Raw genomic sequence first — 20,693 nt, forward strand, 5'->3', positions numbered from 1 at the left:
GGTCAGCGCTCAGTCCCGCCCCGTCAGCGCTCAGTCCCGCGCCAGGCGGCGACCGCCTCGCGGGCGATATCGGCAGCCAGGCCGGTGTAGGAGGCCGGGCTGAGAGCGGCAAGGCACTCGGCATCCGAGTCCGGCAGCCCGAGACCGCGGACGAAGGCCTGCAGCTCAGCCTGGTCGACGCGGTGACCGCGGGTGAGGTCCTTGAGCTTCTCGTAGGGATTGTCCATCCCGGGCACACCGGAGAGGTAGGCCGCGCGCATGACCGACTGGATCGCCTCGGCCAGCACCTCCCAGTTGGACTCCAGATCGGCAGCCAGCGCGTCCCGGTCGATCGCCAGCTTCTGCAGGCCCTTGACGAGGTTGTTGAGTGCGAGCACCGAATGGCCGAGCGCCACGCCGATGTTGCGCTGGCTCGTCGAGTCGGTCAGATCGCGCTGCAGCCGCGAGGTCACGAGCGTGGCACCGAGCGTGTCGAGCAGCGAACAGGAGATCTCGAGGTTCGCCTCGGCGTTCTCGAACCGGATCGGATTGACCTTGTGCGGCATCGTCGAGGATCCGGTCGCACCTTCGACGGGGATCTGCTTGAAGTAGTGGATGGAGATGTAGGTCCACATATCGGTGGCGAGATTGTGGGCGATCCGGTTGAACCGGGCGATGTCGGCGAACAGCTCCGCCTGCCAGTCATGCGATTCGATCTGCGTGGTGACCGGGTTGAAAGTCAGCCCGAGCTTCTCGACGAAGGACCGGGCCAGGGCAGGCCAGTCCGCCTCGGGAACGGTGACCGTGTGCGCCGAATAGGTGCCGGTCGCACCATTGATCTTGCCGAGGAACTCCGTGTCGCGGATCCGCTCGTACTGGCGGCGCAGCCGGTGGACGAAGACGCCGAGCTCCTTGCCCATCGTCGACGGGGTCGCCGGCTGGCCGTGCGTATGCGAGAGCATCGGCACATCGGCCAGCTCCTCGGCCATTTCGGCGAGCTGATCGATGAGCGCAGCCGCACGCGGCAGCCAGATGTCCGTGATCGCACCCTTGATGCCGACGCCGTAGGAGAGGTTGTTGATGTCCTCGGAGGTGCAGCAGAAGTGGACGAGCTCGGAGAGGTCATCGGCGCCGATCGCCGACAGTGACTCCTTGATGGTGTACTCGACGGCCTTGACGTCGTGGACGGTGACCGCTTCGAAGGTCGCGAGCTGGTCGATCGTCTCCTGCCCGTAGTGGGTCACGAGCGCGCGCAGCTGTGCCTTCTCATCGTCGAGCAGCTCGCGGGTGCCGGGCACGACGTGGTTTTCCGCGAGGTGAATGAACCATTCGACCTCGACGTGGATGCGGTTGCGGTTGAGCGCGGCCTCCGACAGGTAGTCGAGCAGCGGCGCGGCGTCGGCGCGGTAGCGGCCGTCGAGGGGTCCAAGGGCAAGGTCAAGCGAAGAGAGCGATGCGCGAGTCATGGCTCCTATCATCTCATGCGGTGCGCGCCGGCGCCTGTGGACGCCTGAGCGTCATCCACACCCCGCGCCCGAGGCGGTGCCCGCCTTCGCAGGTCCGGCCAGACTGCACGGCATGGGTGAGATGGGAAACGCCGGAAACATCTGGCCGGTGGCCGAGCCGATCGTCGACGAGGCGGTCGGCACGGCCATCGAATACGGCCGCAGGGGAATCGACTGGGCAGAAGAGCCGCTCGAGGACTATGTCATCGATCCGCTCGTCGTGCCCGCACTCAGCGGGCTGGTCGCTGATGTCGAGCAGTCGCAGACGGTGTGGGTGCGCGTGGTGGAGGAGTGCGCCCGCGCCGAGGCGGTGTGCCGGCAGGCAGGTGCGCTCGGCTGGGTCTCGACCGCTGCCGAGGGGTTCCGCGCCCGGGTCGATGAGCACGGCCGGGAGGTGGGGTCGCTGGCGACTGCGGCGCAGGCAGTCGTCGAGGCCTATGAGCAGTATCTGGTGGAGCTGCGCAGCTCCCCGGTCGGACAGGCGCTGGGACTATGACACAGCCGAAGGACATGAGCACCAACCCGGGCGCCGGCGCACACGCACCGTGGACCGGGCAGTGGTTGCCGATCGCAGCAGCCGCACTGGAGAGCCTGAGCGCAGCAGAGCGTGCCCACTGGCCGCCGGCCTTCACACCTGAGCGCCGGCCCCGTGAGAAGAAGGGCGGCGCACGTCTGCTGCCGGCTGGTGGAGGCCTGCCGCGCACCGGCGCGGTGCCGGACGTCGGCGAGCTGCCGAGCGCTGCGCAGATGGAGGAGTGGCTGCAGCAGGTCAGCCCGATCATGGCCGGCGGGCGGCTGCGCCTCACCATACACCTGTCCGTCGGCGATGCACCGGGCGTCATCGCTGCCGCGCTGCTCGGGCACAGCTGTGTGGTGCTGTGCCGCAATGCGATCCCCGATCCCTCGGCGCTGACCGGGTTCCTCGGCACCACCTGCACACCAGCGCAGCTCGGGCAGGTTGTCACCTCGGTCATCCCCGATGACGGCGTCCGCACGGTCGTCAGCGTGCTCGGTGACCGGGTCGACTCCGCGCACGTGCGCCGGTGGCTCATCCACTACTGCCCTGACTGCCCGCACGGAGGCCCCATGCTCCTCGTCAACGGGGTGGAGGAGCGCATCCGCACGGAGCTGGCAGGGACGGGCTTCCAGAGATGGATCCGCACGCGGCTCGCCGATGACCTCATGGCGGTGACCGCGGCACTGGCGATCAAGGAGGACCAGTGATGGGGGAGTTCGAGGTCAGGGGCGGTGCCGGAGGGATCCACGCCCGGCTCGATGACGTCGACCGGACCGCCGAGGTGCTGCGGGCGACCGCCGGCGACCTCGGCGAGGTGCTGCGCGGGGCGGCCGGATCGGAGGCGACGATCTCGCGGCTGGCCACCAGCCCGCTGGCACTGCCGGCAGCCCTGCAGCTGCAGGGCCGGATCAGCGACTTCCTGCTGCAGAGCGGTTCGACAGCCGGTTCGCTCGTCTTCACAGCCGGGGCGCTGAGCAACAGCGCTGCCGCCTACCGGGCCACCGAGCAGGCCGCCGAGCGGATCTTCGCCGATGCCGCCAATGCCGCGGGCTTCGCCCTCGGTCACCTCACCCGCACCGCGATCGGCGTCGGCGCCGGTGTCGGGGTGGCCCTCGGCGTTGTGCTGCTGGCGAACCCGGTGACGCTCACCATCGTCGGCGGGACGAGCCTGTGGTTCGTCACCACCGGCCGGCACACCGTCGTCGCCGATGCCGCCGGAAAGCAGCTGCAGCAGATCGGCACCGCCCTGGCACATCATCCGGAGTGCGCCCAGCCGCTCGTCGAACACGTCCTGCCCGGCTTCGTCAGCGGGTTCCTCGGCATCCCGCTGCCGCCGAGCATGTACGGCGGGCCGCAGTCGAGCGAGGACCTCGCCGGGCTCCTCCTCATCACCGGCCGCCAGTTCGGGCTCTTCGACGACACCGCGGTCGATGTCGCCGGCGGCCGGCACCGGCAGCTGGACCCGCAGCGGGCCGAAGCCCCGCAGGATGCGACCGAGGTGCTCGAACGCACCCTGGCCTCGCACCGGGGCAAGGACAACGGCGATGTGCAGATCGAGAAGATCGTCGATGCCGACGGCACCACCCGGTGGATCATCTACGTCCCGGCCACCACCGACTGGAACCCCGACCCCAGCCGCAACGGCACCGATATGACGACGAACCTCGAAACCGCCGCCGGCCACGACAGCGTCATGCGCGAGACCATCCGCCACGCCATCGAGGACGCTGGGATCCCACCCGGAGACGAGGTGATGATGAGCGGATTCTCCCAAGGCGGGATGACGGCGGCGAGCCTGGCTGCGGATCCGGAGTTCCGCCAGCGGGTCAACGTCACCGCCGTCATGACCACCGGCAGCCCGGTCGGCGACTTCGACATCCCCGAGGACGTCGAGGTGCTGTCCCTCGAACACGCTCAGGACATCGTGCCCACCCTCGACGGGACGGAGAACCCGGCCGGACGGAACTGGACGACCGCCCGCGTCGAACTCGACTACGAGGCGCTGCGCGATCATCCGATGTTCGCCGGCAAGTCCGATGCCGAGATCGACGCGGCGCTCGCCAGCCCCGGCTTCGCCCACAACGGCACCCTCTACACCGAGAGCATGGAGCGCCTGCTCGCCTCCGGCGACCCGAGCGTCAGGGCCTGGGCGTCGGGGAGCGCAGCGGGGTTCTTCGCCGGCACGACCACCGCCCGATACTCCTACAAGGGGACTCGCCGGCAGCCCTGACGGCGCTCTCACCTGGGATTCGGTAGGGCGTCCAAGCAATTGTCGGCAAGGTCACAAACCCGGCTCCCACCTCGGTGGCGGGCTACGATCCGCCCAGGTGCGCGCATAGGCTGAAGGCAGGTCGGTGCACAGTGCGGCGCGGCTGCGGAACACCGTTTCGAGACAACTCGCCAGCTTGGCACGCCCGGGCCGAATCCGCTAATGTGTGACCACATTGTGAAATGTCTCACTGCCGGGGATCGGGTGTGCTACCGCGCTGACCCCACTTGCTCGGACCGCTCCGCCGACGAACTCGAAGAAGCGGCCACGACGTTAGGAGAATGCCATGACATCGAACATTGCGCAGGGCGCCAGCCCTGACATTGGGTCGGGTCCGCGAATGATTCAGATGCTGACTCCCGAGGGCGAGCGCGTCAGTTCCGGAGAGTACGACGCTTTTGCCGCAGAACTCACCGACGAGGATCTGCGCGGCTTCTACAAGGACATGGTGCTCGTGCGCCGCGTCGACGCTGAGGGCAATGCGCTGCAGCGCCAGGGCCAGCTCGGACTGTGGGCTCCGCTGTACGGCCAGGAGGCCGCCCAGATCGGCATGGGTCGCGCCAGCCGCCCCCAGGACTTCGTCTTCCCGACCTACCGTGAGCACGGCCTGGCCTGGTGCCGTGGTGTGCCGCCGGAGACCCTGCTGGGCATGTTCCGCGGCCAGAACCACTCCGGCTGGGATCCGCAGGCGCTGCGCTTCCACGCCTACACGATCGTCATCGGCTCTCAGGCGCTGCACGCCACCGGCTATGCGATGGGCATCCAGATGGACGGCGATGTCGGCACCGGCGATATGGAGCGCGATGCTGTGGCGATCGCCTGCTTCGGCGATGGCGCCACCAGCCAGGGCGATGTCTCCGAGGCGCTCACCTTCGCCGGCGCGTTCAACGCCCCTGTCCTGTTCTTCTGCCAGAACAACCAGTGGGCGATCTCCGAGCCGACGAGCGTGCAGACCCCGGCTCCGCTCTATACCCGCGGTCAGGGCTTCGGCGTGCCCGGTGTGCGCGTCGACGGCAACGACCCGATCGCCATGTACGCCGTCTCCCGCGCCTCGCTCGACTCGGTGCGCGCCGGCCACGGCCCGATGCTCATCGAGGCCTACACCTACCGGATGGGTGCGCACACCACCGCTGACGACCCGACGAAGTACCGCGATGACGCGGTCACTGAGACGTGGAAGGCGAAGGACCCGATCAAGCGCCTGCGCATCTACCTGGAGAACGAGACCGACACCGCGCCGGAGTTCTTCACCGCTGTCGACGATGAGGCCGACGCGCTGGCCGCCCGCATCCGCGAAGCCTGCGTGTCGATGATCGAACCGGATGCCTCCGAGATCTTCGACCACGTCTTCGCTGAGCCGCATGCGCTCATCGAAGAGGAGAAGGCAGCCTACCTGGAGTACCTCGACTCGTTCGCGGACGCAGCTGAAGGAGCGCGGTAAATGACGACTCTGGCGCTGTCCAAAGCGATCACCGCAGGCCTGCGCAAGGCGATGGAGGACGACCCGAAGGTCGTCCTCATCGGTGAGGACATCGGTAAGCTCGGCGGCGTGTTCCGCGTCACCGAGGGGCTGCAGAAGGACTTCGGCGAGCATCGGGTCATCGACTCGCCGCTGGCCGAATCCGGCATCGTCGGCACCTCGATCGGCATGGCCGTGCGCGGCTACCGCCCGGTCATCGAGATCCAGTTCGACGCCTTCATCTTCCCGGCCTACGACCAGATCGTCACCCAGCTGGCGAAGCTGCACAACCGCACCCTGGGCCAGGAGCAGATGCCGGTCGTCATCCGCGTGCCCTACGGCGGCGGCATCGGCTCCCCGGAGCACCACTCGGAGAGCCCCGAGGCGGTCTTCGCCCACCATGCCGGGCTGCGGCTCATCTCGCCGTCGACCCCGCATGATGCCTACTGGATGATCCAGGAGGCGATCAAGAGCCCGGATCCGGTGATGTTCTTCGAGCCCAAGCGCCGCTACTGGATGCGCGGGGACGTCGACATGGACAACCGCGGCCTCGACGTGCACTCCGCGCAGGTGGTGAGCGAAGGCACCGACCTCACCCTCCTGTCCTACGGCCCGCTCATGCCGCCGGCTGCCGATGCGGTGGCCGCAGCAGCCGAGGAGGGTGCGAGCATCGAGCTCATCGACCTCCGCTCGCTCAACCCGATCGACTTCGACACCGTCGAAGCCTCGGTGAAGAAGACCGGCCGGCTCGTCATCGCGCACGAGGCCCCGGTGTTCCTGGGCCTGGGCTCGGAGATCGCCGCTCGGATCACCGAACGCTGCTTCTACCACCTCGAGGCGCCTGTGCTGCGGGTCGGCGGCTTCCACACCCCGTACCCCGGTTCGAAGCTCGAGCACCACTACCTGCCTGACCTCGATCGCATCCTCGATGGTGTCGATCGCGCCCTCGCCTACTAAGGAATCGCATGTCGAACCTCTTCAACCTCCCCGATGTCGGTGAAGGTCTGACCGAAGCCGATATCGTCTCCTGGAAGGTGGCGGTCGGCGACACCGTCACCGTCAACCAGATCCTCGTCGAGATCGAAACCGCCAAATCCCTCGTCGAACTGCCCAGCCCGCAGGCCGGCACCATCTCCGCGCTCCTCGTCGACGAGGGCCAGACCGTCGAGGTCGGCACCCCGATCGTTGAATTCGACGGTGACGGCTCCGGCGGCGGCGCTGCCGCAGCCGCTGGCGGCGACCAGGCCCGAGGCGGGGACGACTCGGCTGCCGATGCCTCCGGTGAGTCCGGTGACGGCTCCGGCTCTGCCGGGCCCAACCTCGTGGGCTACGGCGTGCGCGCCGACGCCTCGAAGCGGCGCCCGCGCAAAACCAAGACCGCACCGGCCGGTGCCAGTGCCGCGAGCACTGCGCTGGCCGCACCGAGCGCCCCTCCGGCAGCACCGAGCACAGCATCCGCTGCCGAGGTGGAGCGCCCGAAGGTGCTCGCCAAGCCGCCGGTGCGCAAGCTCGCGAAGTCCAAGGGCATCGACCTCAACGACGTCACCCCCACCGGTGCGCGCGGTGAAGTGACCCGCGAGGACCTGCTGGGCCACATCGAATCCGATGGCGCAGCCGCCCAGCCGACCACCGCCTCGGCGGCGGCCGGCCAGCCGGTGACCGGCACCGAAGAGCGGATCCCGTTCAAGGGCGTCACCAAGTTCATGGCGCAGGCGATGGTCGATTCGGCCTTCACCGCCCCGCACGTCACCGAGTTCCTCGACGTCGACGTCACCGCGATGATGGAGCTGGTCAAGCGGCTGAAGACGAAGAAGCAGCTCGGCGAGGACGTGCGCGTCTCCCCGCTGCTCATCGTCGCCAAGGCCGTGTGCTGGGCTGCGTTGCGCAACCCGCGGATCAACTCGTGCTTCGACGGCGATGACATCCTCGTCAAGCACTACGTCAACCTCGGCATCGCTGCGGCCACCCCGCGCGGCCTCATCGTGCCCAATATCAAGGGCGCCCATGCGATGGGCCTGCGGGACCTGGCCATTGCGCTCGGCGAGCTGACCGCGACCGCGCGGGCCGGCAAGACCGCCCCGGCCGACCAGGCCGGCGGCACCATCACCATCACGAACGTCGGCGTGTTCGGCGTCGATGCCGGCACCCCGATCATCAACCCGGGTGAGGCCGCGATCGTGGCCTTCGGCCAGGTGCGCAAGCGTCCGTGGGTCGTCGACGATGAGATCGTCGCCCGCGACATCACGACGCTGGCCGTCTCCGCCGATCACCGGCTCGTCGACGGCGAGGTCATCTCGAAGTTCCTCGCCGATGTCGGCCGCGCACTCGAAGACCCGGCACTCATGCTCATGTGAGTTCCGCGGCCCCGGCACTGTCCGCGGCCGCACACACACCGAGGGCCCGACTCCCGCAGTGGAGCCGGGCCCTCGGCGTGCTGGGGCTGGAGTTCCGAACCGGCCGTCTGAACTGGGCGGTGGGCTCAAGGGTTGGGCGGTGGGCTCAGGGGTTGAGCTTCGTCGTGCCCTCGGGGTCCTCGGTCGAGGAGATCTTCTTGGCAAAGCAGTTGTCGCGGTCGATCCCCAGATCCGTGCACACCGCAAGCGCGTCATCGGGGTCGTCATAGGGCTCGTTGAGCACCGTGATCCAGTAGTCATCGAGCTGGTAGCTCGACCAGTCCGAGCTGTTGAGCAGCACCGCGTTCGAATGCTCGCTGCGCAGCTCGTTGAACTCCGTGAGGATATCGTCCTCGGTCCACGTGCGGTCGTCGGTCGTGAGCCCCTCCTGTTTGGCGCTCAGCTGCACCACCCAGTGGCCGTCGAGCCGATCGGCGACGGTGTCATGGTCCTGCTCAGCGATCTGCGCCAGCTGCTCAGCGGCCGGCGCCTCGCTCTCCGGAGCTGCAGACTCCTCGGGGCTGCCCTCATCGGTGCTCCCATCGCTGTCCGCGCTCGTGGGCGGATCCGGCTCCTGCGAGGGGCGCAGCTGCTCATTGGGGCCTAGCAGCGGCAGGCCGAGAAACACCGCCAGCGCCACGACGAGCGTCGCAGCGATCGCGCCGATGACGGTGAGGACCGTCCGGCGCCGTCGCGGCCCGGGATCCGGTGGGCCGGGAACCGCCTGCTGACCGCCGGTGGCGGCCACACGCTGCTCGCCGGTGTGAGCGGCGATGTACTCGTAGTAGGTCGAGCGGTCATCCGCCGCCGAGGTGCCGGCCGCTGCTGCGGTCCCGGCCGGATGCGTGCCGGGCTGGTGCGCGCCGGTCTGGTTCGTGTGTGCCGCTGCTGCAGCGGTGGGCGTCTGCTGCTGGGCGGCCAGGAGAGCTGCGACTGGATAGAACTTCCCGTCGGAGGCCTGATAGTAGTCCTGGCCGTCAGCGGCCCGGTAGTACAGCTGCCCGTTGGGCGTCGACCAGTAGCCGAGCGGCTGAGCGGACTGTCCGCCGGCAGCCGGCGGTGATGCCGGGGCGGCCGCCCCAGTGGGAGCAGAACCGGGTGCCGAGCCGGCTCCAGGATCCGGTTCGCGGCCCCACTTCTCGCTCTGTGCGGGACGGATGCGCGGGCGCGCCGGCTGGGACGTGCGGTCGCCAGCTGGGGTGCCCGGCGCCTCGGGAGCGGACGACGGGCGCGGCTGCTGCGGCGAGCCCTGCGGGCGAGGCGGGATGTCCGGCCCGGTCATCGCCGGCCCTTCGCATCGAGCCGCGCGGCCCGGGGCGCTGCACCGTCGCACGTGCGAACACTGTCCATGTGCATATACATTGGCAGAGCCGATGTGTGAGTTCAACTGAATTTGCCTGGGATGCGCGCAGGTCAGTAAGATGTTCTCTTGTTGACTCGTCAGACGGCATCGGCTGTTCTGATGATCGTGCTCATTGAGCGCTGCACGATAGCTTCGGCCCTCTCTCACAGGCCTCAACGGCTTCAGCGCTGGTGAGACATCACGTCGCTGCTGGCGGCGTACACAAACCCTTCACCGGGGTTCCATTCACGTCCACCGCAGTGTGTTCCACGGGTGTGCGCTGACCGCTCAAGCGGGCGGCGCATGGGAATGCAGCACCGGTGACGACGATGTGTTGATGTCTTCGGCGAACCCGCAATCCGCCCACCGGCGACACGCGGAGTCCGCCGCTCAAGTGAACTGGAGGAGAGAAGATGGCAGCAGTCTGCCAGGTGACCGGAGCAGTTCCCGGTTTCGGACACAATGTGTCCCACTCGAACCGCCGCACCAAGCGCCGGTTCAACCCGAACATTCAGAAGAAGCGCTACTATGTGCCCTCGCTGCGCCGGACTGTGACCCTGACCGTGTCCGCCAAGGGCATGAAGGTCATCGACGCACGCGGCATCGACGCTGTGGTGACCGAACTCATCGCGAAGGGAGTGAAGCTCTGATGGCAGCCAAGACCAAGGACATCCGTCCGATCATCAAGCTCAAGTCCACTGCCGGCACGGGCTACACCTACGTCACCCGCAAGAACCGCCGCAACAACCCGGATCGCATCGTGCTGAAGAAGTACGACCCCGTCATCCGCAAGCACGTTGATTTCCGAGAGGAGCGCTGAGCGCACACTATGGCTAAGAAGTCCAAGATCGCACGCAACAAGCAGCGCGCCGAGGTCGTCGAGCGCTACGCCGAGCGCCGCGCTCAGCTCAAGCGCCAGCTGGTCCACCCCGACTCCACCGATGAGCAGCGCGAAGAGGCTCGCCTGGGTCTGCAGAAGCTGCCCCGCGACGCCTCGCCGATCCGCCTGCGCAACCGCGACCAGGTCGACGGCCGTCCGCGCGGATACCTGCGCAAGTTCGGTCTCTCCCGTGTGCGCTTCCGTGAGATGGCTCATCGCGGAGAACTGCCCGGAGTTACCAAGTCGAGCTGGTAATCTCTGGTAAGTTCGGAATCGGTTACATTACCGACCTATGTCCTGAAGGAGGACAACCTTATGGCTAAGAACCGCAGTGAACTCGTTTCCGAGGTTGCCGAGAAGACCGATCTGACCCAGAAGCAGGTGTCGGACGTTCTCGACGGTGTGTTCGAGTCGTTCAGCGAGGTCGTCAAGAACGGCGAGAAGCTGACGATCCCGGGCTGGCTGTCCGTTGAGCGCACCGAGCGTGCCGCTCGCAAGGGCCGCAACCCGCGCAGCGGCGAAGAGATCCAGATCCCTGCTGGCTACTCGGTCAAGCTCTCGGCTGGCTCGAAGCTCAAGGCAGCTGCTGGCACGCCCAAGAAGTGACCTCCTCTTCCGGATACGGAACTTCACAGAAGCGCCCGGGACCATCACGGTCCCGGGCGCTTCTGCTCTGGTGGGCCCCGGCTTGGGCCGGCCCGAGACCGGCGACTACCCTGGAGGGCATGCGAATGTCTGCGATACAGCCGGGCTGTCTGCGCTGCTCGGCTCCTGCCGACGCTGAGCTCAGGACCCGAATCCGCCAGTGACCCCCACCTCGGCCCCTGCCGCCCGGCGCACCTCGCCTGCGACCGGCCCCGCCCGAGGCGGCACCCCAGATGCGACCGCAGCCCGCCGGCTGCGGCTGGCCGCCCTGCCCGGGTTCCTCCTCATCGCCGCTGTGTGCGGCGCGCTGGCCCTCGACTTCACCGGCGCGGCCGCCCCGTTGCTGCTCAACGACTCCGGCCCGCTCGGCCGCTTCGGCCTGCCGATCGCCGAGCTGCTCTTCAACCTCTCGATGTCGGTCACGGTCGCCGCGCTCATCCTCGCGACCCTCATCTTCCCCCGCGATCACGGCGGCCGGCGCCGCCACCGGGGCCGTAGAGCCGCCCGCGACATCCCGCTCGACCCGCTGTGGGAGCGCACGCTGACGATCGCGCAGATCTCCTCGATCGTGTGGACCGTCTCCGCGGTCGCCGTGCTCATCTTCGCGTTCATCGACTCCGTCGGTGCGCAGGCCTTCGGCGGTGAGTTCTCCCAGCAGCTCGGCGTCTACGTCACGCAGATCCCCTACGGCCAGCTGCGGCTGCTCATCGTGCTCAGCGCCGCGACCCTCTCAACCCTCGTCTTCGCCACCCGTTCCTTCATGGGCATCGGGCTCATCACCATCCTCGGTGTGCTCTCCCTCGTGCCGCTGGCGCTCATGGGCCATTCTGCTGAGGCCTATGGGCACATGCAGGCGGTCAACAGCATCGGCCTGCACCTGCTCGCCGTCGTCGCCTGGCTCGGCGGGATCATCGTCATGGCGCTGCTGGCACCGCAGCTCACCGGCCGTGAGGACCTCGCCGTCCTCGTCTCGCGGTTCTCGACGCTGGCGCTCATCGCCTTCGTCATCATGGTCTACTCCGGCTTCGTCAACGCCCTGCTGCGGGTGCGCGAGCTCGACGACTGGCAGACCCCCTACGGGCTCGTCGTCGTCGCCAAGGTCGTGCTCACCGTCATCCTCGGCGTGATCGGCTACTGGCACCGCAGCGTCGTCATCGGCCGGCTGCAGCAGGCCGCGGCGGCCCGGCGGGAGTTCTGGCGGCTGCTCGGCGTTGAGACCCTCGTCTTCGGCGCCGTCATGGCGCTGGGTGTAGTGCTCTCCCGCTCGCAGCCGCCGATCCCGGACGAACCGCCTCCGGCTCCCACCCCGGCGGAGATCCTCACCTCCGAGCCGCTGCCGCCGCAGCCGACGTGGACCTCGTACTTCACCGAATGGCGGGTCGACCCGCTGTGGACGGTCATCACCGTCGGCTTCGTCATCGGCTACCTGCTGGCGGCGCGCGAGCTGTACCGCCGCGGCGATGCCTGGCCGGTCGGGCGGACGATCAGCTGGGTGCTCGGCATGGCCGGACTGTTCTACATCACCTCCGGCGGGCCGATGGTCTACGGGCAGGTGCTGTTCTCCGGGCACATGATCCAGCACATGCTCCTCGTCATGGCGGTGCCGCTGCCGATGGTGCTCGGGGCGCCCATCACGCTCTTGATGCGGGCGACGAAGCCGCGCACCGACGGCTCCCGTGGCCCGCGCGAATGGATCCTCGGCGCGGTGCACTCCCGGTATCTGCGGTTCTGGGCCCATCCGATCGTGGCGGCGATCAACTTCGCCGGCTCGATGATCATCTTCTACTACAGCGGCGTCATGTACCCGGCGCTCGACACCCACCTCGGGCACGAGCTCATGATGGTCCACTTCCTCGCCGCCGGCTACCTGTTTGCGCAGTCGCTCATCGGCATCGACCCCGGCGTCAACCGGCTCGCCTACCCGATGCGGCTGCTCATGCTGCTCATCACCATGACCTTCCACGCCTTCTTCGGCGTGTCGATCATCTCCTCCGAGGCGCTCATCGAACCGGACTGGTTCGGCAATATGGGCCACGGCTGGATGCCGGCGCTGGAGGACCAGCGGCTCGGCGGGGAGATCACCTGGGGGATCGGCGAGTTCCCAACGCTGGCGCTGGCGATCATCGTCGCCGTCCAGTGGTCGCGCTCCTCCGACCGCGAGGCCAAGCGCCGCGACCGCGCCGAGGACCGCAGCGGCGATGCCGAGCTCAAGGCCTACAACGAGATGCTCGCCAATCTGCAGCGCGGCAAGCGCGGCTGAGGCGGACGCGCCAGGGCGCTCGCACGGCCGGCGCGGAGTCGACATGGTGCTTGACCGAATGTGAAGCAGATCTCATAATTGGGTGAGTCTTAACCGCAGTGACGAACAGCCCACGTTGCTGTGGCGCCGTTCTTCCGCACGCAAGGAGCACCATCATGAGTGCAGCACCACCCCAGGACACTCCGAGCGTGCGCCGCAACCTCCAGCGCGTCGTCGCCGCCTCGATGGCCGGCACGATCGTCGAATGGTACGAGTTCTTCCTCTACGCCTCAGCGGCCACCCTGGTCTTCAACGTCATCCTGTTCCCAGCCTCGGACAACCCGCTCGACGCGATCATCGCCGCGTTCGCCACGTATGCGATCGGCTTCATCTTCCGCCCGCTCGGCGGTGTCGTGTTCGGCCACTTCGGCGACAAGTACGGGCGCAAGAAGCTGCTGCAGCTCTCCATCATCCTCGTCGGCGTCTCCACCTTCCTCATGGGCTGTCTGCCGACCTTCGACCAGTGGGGCTACGCAGCCCCGATCATCCTCGTGCTGCTGCGCGCGGCGCAGGGATTCGCCGTCGGCGGCGAATGGGGCGGAGCCGTCCTCCTCGTCGCCGAGCACTCACCGAACCACTCCCGCGGCTTCTGGGCCTCCTGGCCGCAGGCCGCTGTTCCGCTGGGCAACCTGCTGGCCACTGCGGTGCTCTTCGCCCTCTCGACCGCACTCAGCGATGAGGCCTTCATCTCGTGGGGCTGGCGGGTGGCCTTCTGGCTGTCGGCCGTCATCGTCTTCATCGGCTACTACATCCGCACCCGCGTCTCCGACGCCCCGATCTTCGAAGAGGCCCAGCAGGAGGTCCACGAAGAGGACGCCGGCTACGGCGTCATCGAGGTCTTCAAGCGCTACCCCCGCGGCGTCTTCACCGCCATGGGCCTGCGCTTCATCGAGAACGTCATGTACTACGTCGTCGTGACCTTCTCGATCACCTACCTCAGCCAGCAGGTCGGCATCGAACGCGGCGAAATCCTCGGACTGCTGCTCGGCGCCCACGTCATCCACGCGATCATCGTGCCGATGATCGGCCGACTGTGCGACATCCTCGGCCGCAAGATTCCGTATCTGCTCGGCATCCTGGCCACCGCCACCTGGGGCTTCTTCGCCTTCCCGATGTTCGAAACCGGAGAGGGGCTGCCGATCTTCATCGCGATCGTCGTCGGGCTCATCTTCCACGGCTTCATGTACGCCGGCCAACCGGCGCTCATGGCCGAGATGTTCCCCACCCGCATGCGCTACTCGGGTGTGTCGCTGGGCTATCAGGTGACCGCGATCGTCGCCGGCTCCTTCGCCCCGATCATCGCCACCGCCCTGCTGCGGGCCTTCGACTCCAGCATCCCGATCTCGATCTACCTCGCCATCGGAGCCGGCATCAGCCTCATCGCCTGGTTCTTCACCCGTGAGACCAGCGGCATGGACCTGGCCGAGATCGACCGGATCGACAACGAGCGCCGTGCCACGGAGCGGGCCGCTCGTGCTGGCGCGGCCGGGCAGAAGTAGGCTGAGCGCATGGAACACGATTCGCAGCTCGACTTTGAGAAGGAACTCTCCGGCCGCCGCGCGCTCGTCACCGGTGGCGGTTCGGGCCTCGGCAGGGCGATCGCCGCCCGGTTCGCCCGGATGGGCGCCGAGGTGACCGTCGCCGATGTCTCAGCCGAGGCCGCCGAGTCGGTTGCCGAGGAGATCGGCGGGAAGGCCTGGGTCGTCGACCTGTCCGACACGCAGGCGCTCGACGGACAGCCGATCGACACCGACATCCTCGTCAACAACGCCGGCATTCAGCGCATCCACCCGATCGAGGAGTTCCCGCTCGCTGAGTGGCAGCTCATCCAGAAGCTCATGCTCGAATCGCCCTTCGTGCTGACGAAGGCCGTGCTGCCGGGAATGTATGAGCGCGGCTGGGGCCGCATCATCAACATCTCCTCTGTCCACGGGCTGCGCGCCTCGGCGTTCAAGAGCGCCTATGTCGCGGCCAAGCACGGGCTCATGGGCCTGACCAAGGCGACCGCGCTGGAGGCCGGTAAGCACGGGGTGACCTGTAATGCGATCAATCCTGGCTATGTCATGACGCCGCTGGTCGAACAGCAGATCGCCGATCAGGCGGCCTCGCACGGGATCTCCGAGGACGCCGTCCTCGACGAGGTGTTCCTCGCCCACTCGGCGCTGCCGCACCTCGCCCAGCCGGAGGACGTCGCCGCGATCGCCGCGCTGCTCGCTGGCGAGGGCGGCAAGGCGATCACCGGAGCCGCACACTCCGTCGACGGCGGCTGGGCAGCGGCCTGACCTGACCGTCTGCACCTGAGACGGCACGAGAAGAAGGAGACCTCATGGCCACGATTGGATGGATCGGCCTGGGCAATATGGGCCTGCCGATGACGAAGAACCTCATCACAGCCGGGCACAGCGTGCGCGGATACGACCTGAGCGAAAGTGCCCGCAGTGCGGCCGAAGCCAACGGTGTGACCGCCTGCACCACCGTCGCCGAGGCGGTGGCCGGTGCCGATGCCGTGTTCGGGATGCTGCCCAACGGGAAGATCTCGAAGGAGGTGTTCTGCGGAGACGGCGGCGTGCTCGAATTCGCCGAACCCACCGCGCTGCTCATCGACTCCTCGACGATCGACGTCGCCTCCGCCCGGGAAATCCACGAGGCGGCCCAGCAGGCCGGTTTCGCCTTCGTCGACGCCCCGGTCTCCGGCGGCATCTCCGGTGCCGCGGCGGCGACACTGACCTTCATGCTCGGCGGCCGCCCAGCCGACACCGCCCGGGCGAAAGAGCTCGTCGAGCCGATGGCCGGCAACATCTTCGACTGCGGCGGGCCCGGCAACGGGCAGGCGGCGAAGATCGTCAACAACATGATGCTCACCGTCAGCCTGCAGGGCGCAGCCGAAGGTGCGGTGCTCGCCGACAAGCTCGGCCTCGACGCGCAGACGTTCTGGAACGTCGCCAGCGTCTCCTCCGGGGACTCGTGGCCGCTGCGCACCTGGTACCCGGTGCCCGGCATCGTCGAGACCGCCGCGTCCAACAACGGCTTCGAGGCGACCTTCTCCGCCGCGCTCGCCCACAAGGATGCGGGCCTGGCACAGGCGGCGGCCGCCGATGTCGGCGTCACGCTGCCGGGGGCGAAGGTGGCGTTCGAGAGCCTGCAGAAGCTCATGGATGAGGGCTACGCCGAGAAGGACTGCTCGCTCATCATCCGCAACATCGATCCGCAGGCACCCGGCGTCCCGCAGGAGTGAGCCTGCGCTCTTCGGCGCGTGTCCGTCAGGCCGGTGAACCGGTACGTGTCGGTCAGGTCGGTGAACTTGCAGGCGGTCGCGCGCCGAAGACGCTCGAGCCGATCCGCACAATCGTTGCACCCTCTTCGATGGCCAGCGCGAAGTCAGCGCTCATGCCCATCGACAGTTCCGTCGCACCCTCAGGCAGGGTCCCGTCGTCGATGAGCCGGTCGCGCAGCTGACGCAGATCGGCGTAGCTGGGGCGGATGACCTCGTCGCTCTCCCCGGGCAGCCCAATCGTCATGAGCCCGCGGATCCGCAGCCGGTCGAAAGGTGCCAGCGACTCGATGAGCTCAGCTGCCGCCTCGGGAGCGGTGCCGAACTTCGAATCCTCACGCGAGGTGTTGACCTGGACGAGGATGTCGATCGAACGGTCGAGGGCTTCCAGGCGGTTGTGCAGCTTCTCAGCCAGCGGCAGGTTGTCGACCGACTCGATGCACGTGCATGTGTCGACGCGCAGGGTGTGGTTGACCTTGTTGCGCTGCAGCGGCCCGATGAGGTGCGTCTCGTGCGCCAGATCGGCTAAGCCGTCGGCCTTGCCGACCAGCTCCTGGACGCGGTTCTCGCCGATGAGGGTGAAGCCGTGCTCGATCGCGACCCGGATCTTCTCCACCGGCTGCGTCTTCGTCGCCAGCATGATCCGCACATCCTCAGCGGTGCGCCCGGAGCGCAGCGCCGCCTCGGCGGCCTGGGCTGCCACCGCATCGAGGCGGTCGCGGATCTCCTGCGCCTGCTCGGGGGAGAGGGACTCGGGGCTCATCGCGGCTGCATCGTTCATGGCTCCATCATGGCACTTTTCGGCCCCTCCGTGGCCACCGTGCCCGGTGTCGCTGACACATATGACAGCGGAGCGGCAGGCAGCTGAGTCTCGATGGCACAATGAGGACATGACCACCACTCCGCGCCTGCGCGCACCCGAACTCACCGGCCGCCGCTGGATCAACACCGGCGGCACCGACCTCAGCCTCGCCGACCTGCGCGGCAAGGTCGTGCTGCTGGACTTCTGGACCTTCTGCTGCATCAACTGCCTGCACGTGCTCGATGAGCTGCGTCCCATCGAGCAGAAATACGCAGACGAGCTCGTCATCATCGGCGTGCACTCCCCGAAGTTCGAGTTCGAGCGCACCGTCGAAGCCGTCGACAAGGCCGTCGAGCGCTACCAGGTCGAGCACATCGTCCTCGACGACCCGGACCTGCAGACCTGGCAGGCGTATTCGGCCCGGGCCTGGCCGACCCTGGCCCTCATCGACCCCTTAGGCCACCTCGTCGCCTCGATGTCCGGTGAAGGACACGCCGCCGGTCTCGCCTCCCTCATCGAAGACCTCATCGCAGAGCATTCGGCCAAGGGCACCCTGCGCCGCGGCGACGACCCCTTCGTCCCGCCGGCGCCAGTCGAGACCGACCTGTTCTACCCCGGCAAGCTCATCCGGCTCACCACCGGCGAGCATGCAGGCAACCTGCTCGTCGCCGACTCCGGGCACCACTCACTCGTCGAATACGACCCGTCGGGCAGTACGATCCTGCGCCGTTACGGCTCCGGCAACCGCGGCCGGGCCGACGGGCCAGCCGAGACCGCAGGGCTGAGCGAACCCGGCGGCTTAGCCGAACTTCCCGCCGAGCTGGCGGCCGAGGTCGGCTACCACGTCGTCATCGCCGACACCGTCAACCACCTGCTGCGCGGCCTCAACCTCGACACCGGGCAGATCACCACGGTCGCCGGCACCGGTCAGCAGTACATGGTCGGCGCCGTCGACAACGTCACCGGCACCCACGGCGACACCGGCCGCTATGACGGGCCAGCCGATGCCATCAAGCTCTCCAGCCCCTGGGACGTCCACTACTCCGAGACCACCGGCGAGGTCATCATCGCGATGGCAGGCAACCACACCATCTGGTCGTTCAACCCGCAGACCGGCACCATCCGGCTGCTGTCGGGCACGATGAACGAAGGACTCGTCGACGGTGACGCCGAAACTGCCTGGTATGCGCAGACCTCCGGCGTGGCAGCCGCTTCGGACGGCTGCGTGTGGCTGGCCGATTCGGAGACCTCGGCACTGCGACTGCTTGACCCGGCCACCGGTGTGGTCGAGTCGAAGCTCGGGCAGGGCCTGTTCGACTTCGGGTTCCGCGACGGGACCGCCGCCGAGGCGCGCCTGCAGCATCCGCTCGGTGTGACCGAACTGCCCGACGGGTCGGTGGCGATCGCCGACACCTATAACGGTGCGATCCGCCGCTACGAGCCCCGCACCGATGAGGTCACGACGTTGGCCCGCGGGCTCGACGAACCGTCTGACATCCTCGTCCTGCCCGGCAGTGACGGCGAGCAGCCGAGCCTGCTCGTCGCCGAATCGGCAGCCCACCGGCTCACCCGGGTCGCCATCCCGGCTGAGGCACAGCATGTCGACGAGGGCGCCCAGCAGACCTCCCGCCCGGCCACCGAGCTCGGCACCGGCACGCTGACCCTCACCGTCGGGTTCAGCGTGCCTGCCGGGCAGAAGCTCGACGACCGATTCGGCGACCCGACTCACCTGCAGGTCTCGTCGACTCCGCCGGAGCTCATCACCGCAGGTGCCGGCGGCAGCGAAGGACTCGAACGCACCATCGAGATCGCAGGCGGCATCGACTCCGGTGTCCTGCACATCACCGCCCGAGCCGCGGCCTGCGACGGCTCTGAAGACGGGGAGATCCCGCTGCACGCCGCCTGCCACCTCTACCAGCAGGACTGGGGCATCCCGGTGACGCTGAGCCCTGAGAGCCCGCACGAGCTGCGCCTCGACCTGCGCGGCACCAGCTAGGAAGCGTCTGCAGCATCTGAGGACTAAAGAATGACCCGGTCTTTGTAACCGGTACTTCGTGACTCGTCTTTGACGAAGACGGCTGAGGGGCTCCGGGAGTGGACGGATCGTTGCTGAAGGACGTGTCTATAGTTCGCGCGGAGGGCGGAGCCTTTTCGATCACAGTTTGGTAACGGTGGGGTGTTGGGTGGGGTTGGGGTGGTTGGTGTGCAGTTTACTCCAAGGTAAGACTCGGCGCCTTTCTGGGAATCGAGTTTCGGTTTCTTAGGTGGGGTGGGTTCGGGTGTTTTGGTATGTGTATGCGAATCGGTGGTTCGCGGTTGTTGCTGGGGTGTGTGCGTTTGTTCTGATTCCGTCGATGGGGTTGCCGAATGTTGTGGGGCCGGCGGTGGCGGTGTCGGCTTCGTCGTCTGCGGTGGTGCCGGTGGTTTCGCGGCCGGATTTGGTGTCTGCTCAGGTGAGTGCGCGTGCGCAGGGTTCGCGTGTTGAGGTTGAGGATGCGCGGTCGGTGGATTCGTCGACGTTTGCGAATCCGGATGGGACGTTGACGACTGAGGCGTATTCGGGTCCGATTCGGGTGCAGGATGACTCGGGTGCGTGGGTGGATGTTGATACCACGTTGGAAGAGACTGAGGGTGGGTATGCGCCGAAGGCGGCGCTGAATGATGTTGTGGTCTCTGATGGGGGTGAGGGGGCTTTCGCGTCGGTTGATGTTGATGCTGGTGATGGCGAGTCATCGACGTTTGGTGTGGAGTGGGATTCTGAGCTGGGTGAGCCGGTTGTGTCGGGGAGCACGGCTACGTTTGAGGGTGTTGAGAATCCGTTTGGGGTGGATGCGGATCTTGTTGTTGAGGTGTTGAAGGATTCGTTTTCTCATTCGCTGGTGCTCAATGATCGGCCTGAGGTGAGTGAGCCGGTTGAGTTGCGTTTGCCGTTGGATGCTGGTGAGGGTGAGGTGGCTGCTGATGATGAGGGGCGCATTGTGGTGCGTTCTGAGTCGGGGCAGCGGGTGTTGAGTGCGCCGACACCGTTGATGTGGGGTGCTGCTGAGGATGATGTGTCGGGTGGCCCGACGCGGATTGCTGAGGTTGAGACGCGGATTGATCTCGATGGTGATCGTCCGGTGCTGGTGTTGAGTCCGGATCCGGGTTTTCTGTCCGATCCTGGTGTGCAGTATCCGGTGACGATTGATCCGACTTTTGGTGTGGCGACGGATACGTGGGTTGATTCGGGGGGTGTCAGATGGGTTGTGTATGGGGGCCTGTCTGAAAGGATCTGTAGATGAGTGAAATTCATGAGCGTTGTGAGCGGTTGTCTGGTGCTGATGTTGTTGCTG

The 20,693-nt window shown here is 67.3% G+C and carries 19 protein-coding genes; 16 read left to right on the forward strand and 3 right to left on the reverse strand.

Annotated elements, in window-relative coordinates:
- Window positions 1-23: 23 nt before the first annotated feature.
- Window positions 24-1,445 carry an adenylosuccinate lyase gene (gene purB, locus ACFFN1_RS11465; RefSeq protein WP_376840888.1) on the reverse strand — a complete coding sequence of 474 codons (1,422 nt, stop codon included), beginning with the start codon at window positions 1,443-1,445 and terminating at the stop codon, window positions 24-26.
- 112 nt (window positions 1,446-1,557) lie between these two features.
- Here purB and ACFFN1_RS11470 point away from each other — a divergent pair, with 112 nt between their 5' ends.
- The 6 genes from ACFFN1_RS11470 to ACFFN1_RS11495 all read left to right on the forward strand — a co-directional run bounded on the left by ACFFN1_RS11470 (window position 1,558) and on the right by ACFFN1_RS11495 (window position 8,083).
- The gene (locus ACFFN1_RS11470) at window positions 1,558-1,980 is read left to right on the forward strand and encodes a hypothetical protein (protein WP_376840889.1); all 423 of its coding nucleotides are present in this window, start codon (window positions 1,558-1,560) and stop codon (window positions 1,978-1,980) included.
- A gap of 14 nt (window positions 1,981-1,994) precedes the next feature.
- Entirely contained in the window at window positions 1,995-2,708 is a 714-nt protein-coding gene (locus tag ACFFN1_RS11475; RefSeq protein WP_376840891.1) for a hypothetical protein, read from the forward strand.
- Window positions 2,705-4,231 (forward strand): hypothetical protein, encoded by a 1,527-nt coding sequence (locus tag ACFFN1_RS11480; protein ID WP_376840893.1) that lies wholly within the window; start codon window positions 2,705-2,707, stop codon window positions 4,229-4,231. Before ACFFN1_RS11475 ends, ACFFN1_RS11480 begins: the two co-directional genes overlap by 4 nt.
- Before the next feature lie 379 nt (window positions 4,232-4,610).
- Window positions 4,611-5,711, forward strand: a complete 1,101-nt coding sequence (gene pdhA / locus ACFFN1_RS11485; RefSeq protein WP_376840895.1) for a pyruvate dehydrogenase (acetyl-transferring) E1 component subunit alpha — start codon at window positions 4,611-4,613, stop codon at window positions 5,709-5,711.
- On the forward strand, window positions 5,712-6,686 hold the full coding sequence (locus ACFFN1_RS11490; protein WP_376840896.1) for an alpha-ketoacid dehydrogenase subunit beta: 975 nt from the start codon (window positions 5,712-5,714) through the stop codon (window positions 6,684-6,686). It abuts the gene before it with no gap.
- An 8-nt stretch (window positions 6,687-6,694) separates the two neighbouring features.
- Window positions 6,695-8,083 carry a dihydrolipoamide acetyltransferase family protein gene (locus ACFFN1_RS11495; RefSeq protein ID WP_376840897.1) on the forward strand — a complete coding sequence of 463 codons (1,389 nt, stop codon included), beginning with the start codon at window positions 6,695-6,697 and terminating at the stop codon, window positions 8,081-8,083.
- A gap of 145 nt (window positions 8,084-8,228) precedes the next feature.
- On the opposite strand, the gene ACFFN1_RS11500 is transcribed toward ACFFN1_RS11495, so the two are convergent.
- The gene (locus ACFFN1_RS11500) at window positions 8,229-9,404 is read right to left on the reverse strand and encodes a hypothetical protein (RefSeq protein ID WP_376840899.1); all 1,176 of its coding nucleotides are present in this window, start codon (window positions 9,402-9,404) and stop codon (window positions 8,229-8,231) included.
- 473 nt (window positions 9,405-9,877) lie between these two features.
- On the opposite strand from ACFFN1_RS11500, the gene rpmB reads away from it, so the two are divergent.
- The 8 genes from rpmB (at window position 9,878) to mmsB (ending at window position 16,523) form a co-directional block, all read left to right on the forward strand.
- Window positions 9,878-10,114: a 50S ribosomal protein L28 gene (gene rpmB, locus ACFFN1_RS11505; RefSeq protein ID WP_376840900.1), complete on the forward strand. Its 237-nt coding sequence runs from the start codon at window positions 9,878-9,880 to the stop codon at window positions 10,112-10,114.
- The gene (rpmG, locus tag ACFFN1_RS11510) at window positions 10,114-10,284 is read left to right on the forward strand and encodes a 50S ribosomal protein L33 (RefSeq protein ID WP_376840902.1); all 171 of its coding nucleotides are present in this window, start codon (window positions 10,114-10,116) and stop codon (window positions 10,282-10,284) included. Before rpmB ends, rpmG begins: the two co-directional genes overlap by 1 nt.
- 9 nt (window positions 10,285-10,293) lie before the next feature.
- Window positions 10,294-10,599 carry a 30S ribosomal protein S14 gene (gene rpsN, locus ACFFN1_RS11515; RefSeq protein WP_376840903.1) on the forward strand — a complete coding sequence of 102 codons (306 nt, stop codon included), beginning with the start codon at window positions 10,294-10,296 and terminating at the stop codon, window positions 10,597-10,599.
- A 60-nt stretch (window positions 10,600-10,659) separates the two neighbouring features.
- Window positions 10,660-10,950: an HU family DNA-binding protein gene (locus ACFFN1_RS11520; RefSeq protein WP_376840904.1), complete on the forward strand. Its 291-nt coding sequence runs from the start codon at window positions 10,660-10,662 to the stop codon at window positions 10,948-10,950.
- Window positions 10,951-11,149: 199 nt separating this feature from the next.
- Window positions 11,150-13,249, forward strand: coding sequence for a bifunctional copper resistance protein CopD/cytochrome c oxidase assembly protein (locus ACFFN1_RS11525; protein ID WP_376840906.1), 2,100 nt, complete (start codon window positions 11,150-11,152; stop codon window positions 13,247-13,249).
- 155 nt (window positions 13,250-13,404) lie between these two features.
- Entirely contained in the window at window positions 13,405-14,787 is a 1,383-nt protein-coding gene (locus ACFFN1_RS11530; protein WP_376840908.1) for an MFS transporter, read from the forward strand.
- A gap of 9 nt (window positions 14,788-14,796) precedes the next feature.
- Window positions 14,797-15,570, forward strand: a complete 774-nt coding sequence (locus ACFFN1_RS11535; RefSeq protein ID WP_376840909.1) for a 3-hydroxybutyrate dehydrogenase — start codon at window positions 14,797-14,799, stop codon at window positions 15,568-15,570.
- Between the two features lie 44 nt (window positions 15,571-15,614).
- Window positions 15,615-16,523, forward strand: a complete 909-nt coding sequence (gene mmsB / locus ACFFN1_RS11540) for a 3-hydroxyisobutyrate dehydrogenase (protein ID WP_376840910.1) — start codon at window positions 15,615-15,617, stop codon at window positions 16,521-16,523.
- A gap of 52 nt (window positions 16,524-16,575) precedes the next feature.
- Here the strand turns inward: mmsB and ACFFN1_RS11545 are convergent, their stop codons facing one another.
- Entirely contained in the window at window positions 16,576-17,340 is a 765-nt protein-coding gene (locus ACFFN1_RS11545; protein ID WP_376840912.1) for a YggS family pyridoxal phosphate-dependent enzyme, read from the reverse strand.
- A gap of 109 nt (window positions 17,341-17,449) precedes the next feature.
- On the opposite strand from ACFFN1_RS11545, the gene ACFFN1_RS11550 reads away from it, so the two are divergent.
- Window positions 17,450-19,357: an NHL domain-containing thioredoxin family protein gene (locus tag ACFFN1_RS11550; protein WP_376840913.1), complete on the forward strand. Its 1,908-nt coding sequence runs from the start codon at window positions 17,450-17,452 to the stop codon at window positions 19,355-19,357.
- Between the two features lie 283 nt (window positions 19,358-19,640).
- The gene (locus ACFFN1_RS11555; RefSeq protein ID WP_376840914.1) at window positions 19,641-20,642 is read left to right on the forward strand and encodes a hypothetical protein; all 1,002 of its coding nucleotides are present in this window, start codon (window positions 19,641-19,643) and stop codon (window positions 20,640-20,642) included.
- Window positions 20,643-20,693: the final 51 nt, after the last annotated feature.

The organism is Brevibacterium otitidis, assembly GCF_042429315.1.
Lineage (GTDB): Bacteria > Actinomycetota > Actinomycetes > Actinomycetales > Brevibacteriaceae > Brevibacterium > Brevibacterium otitidis.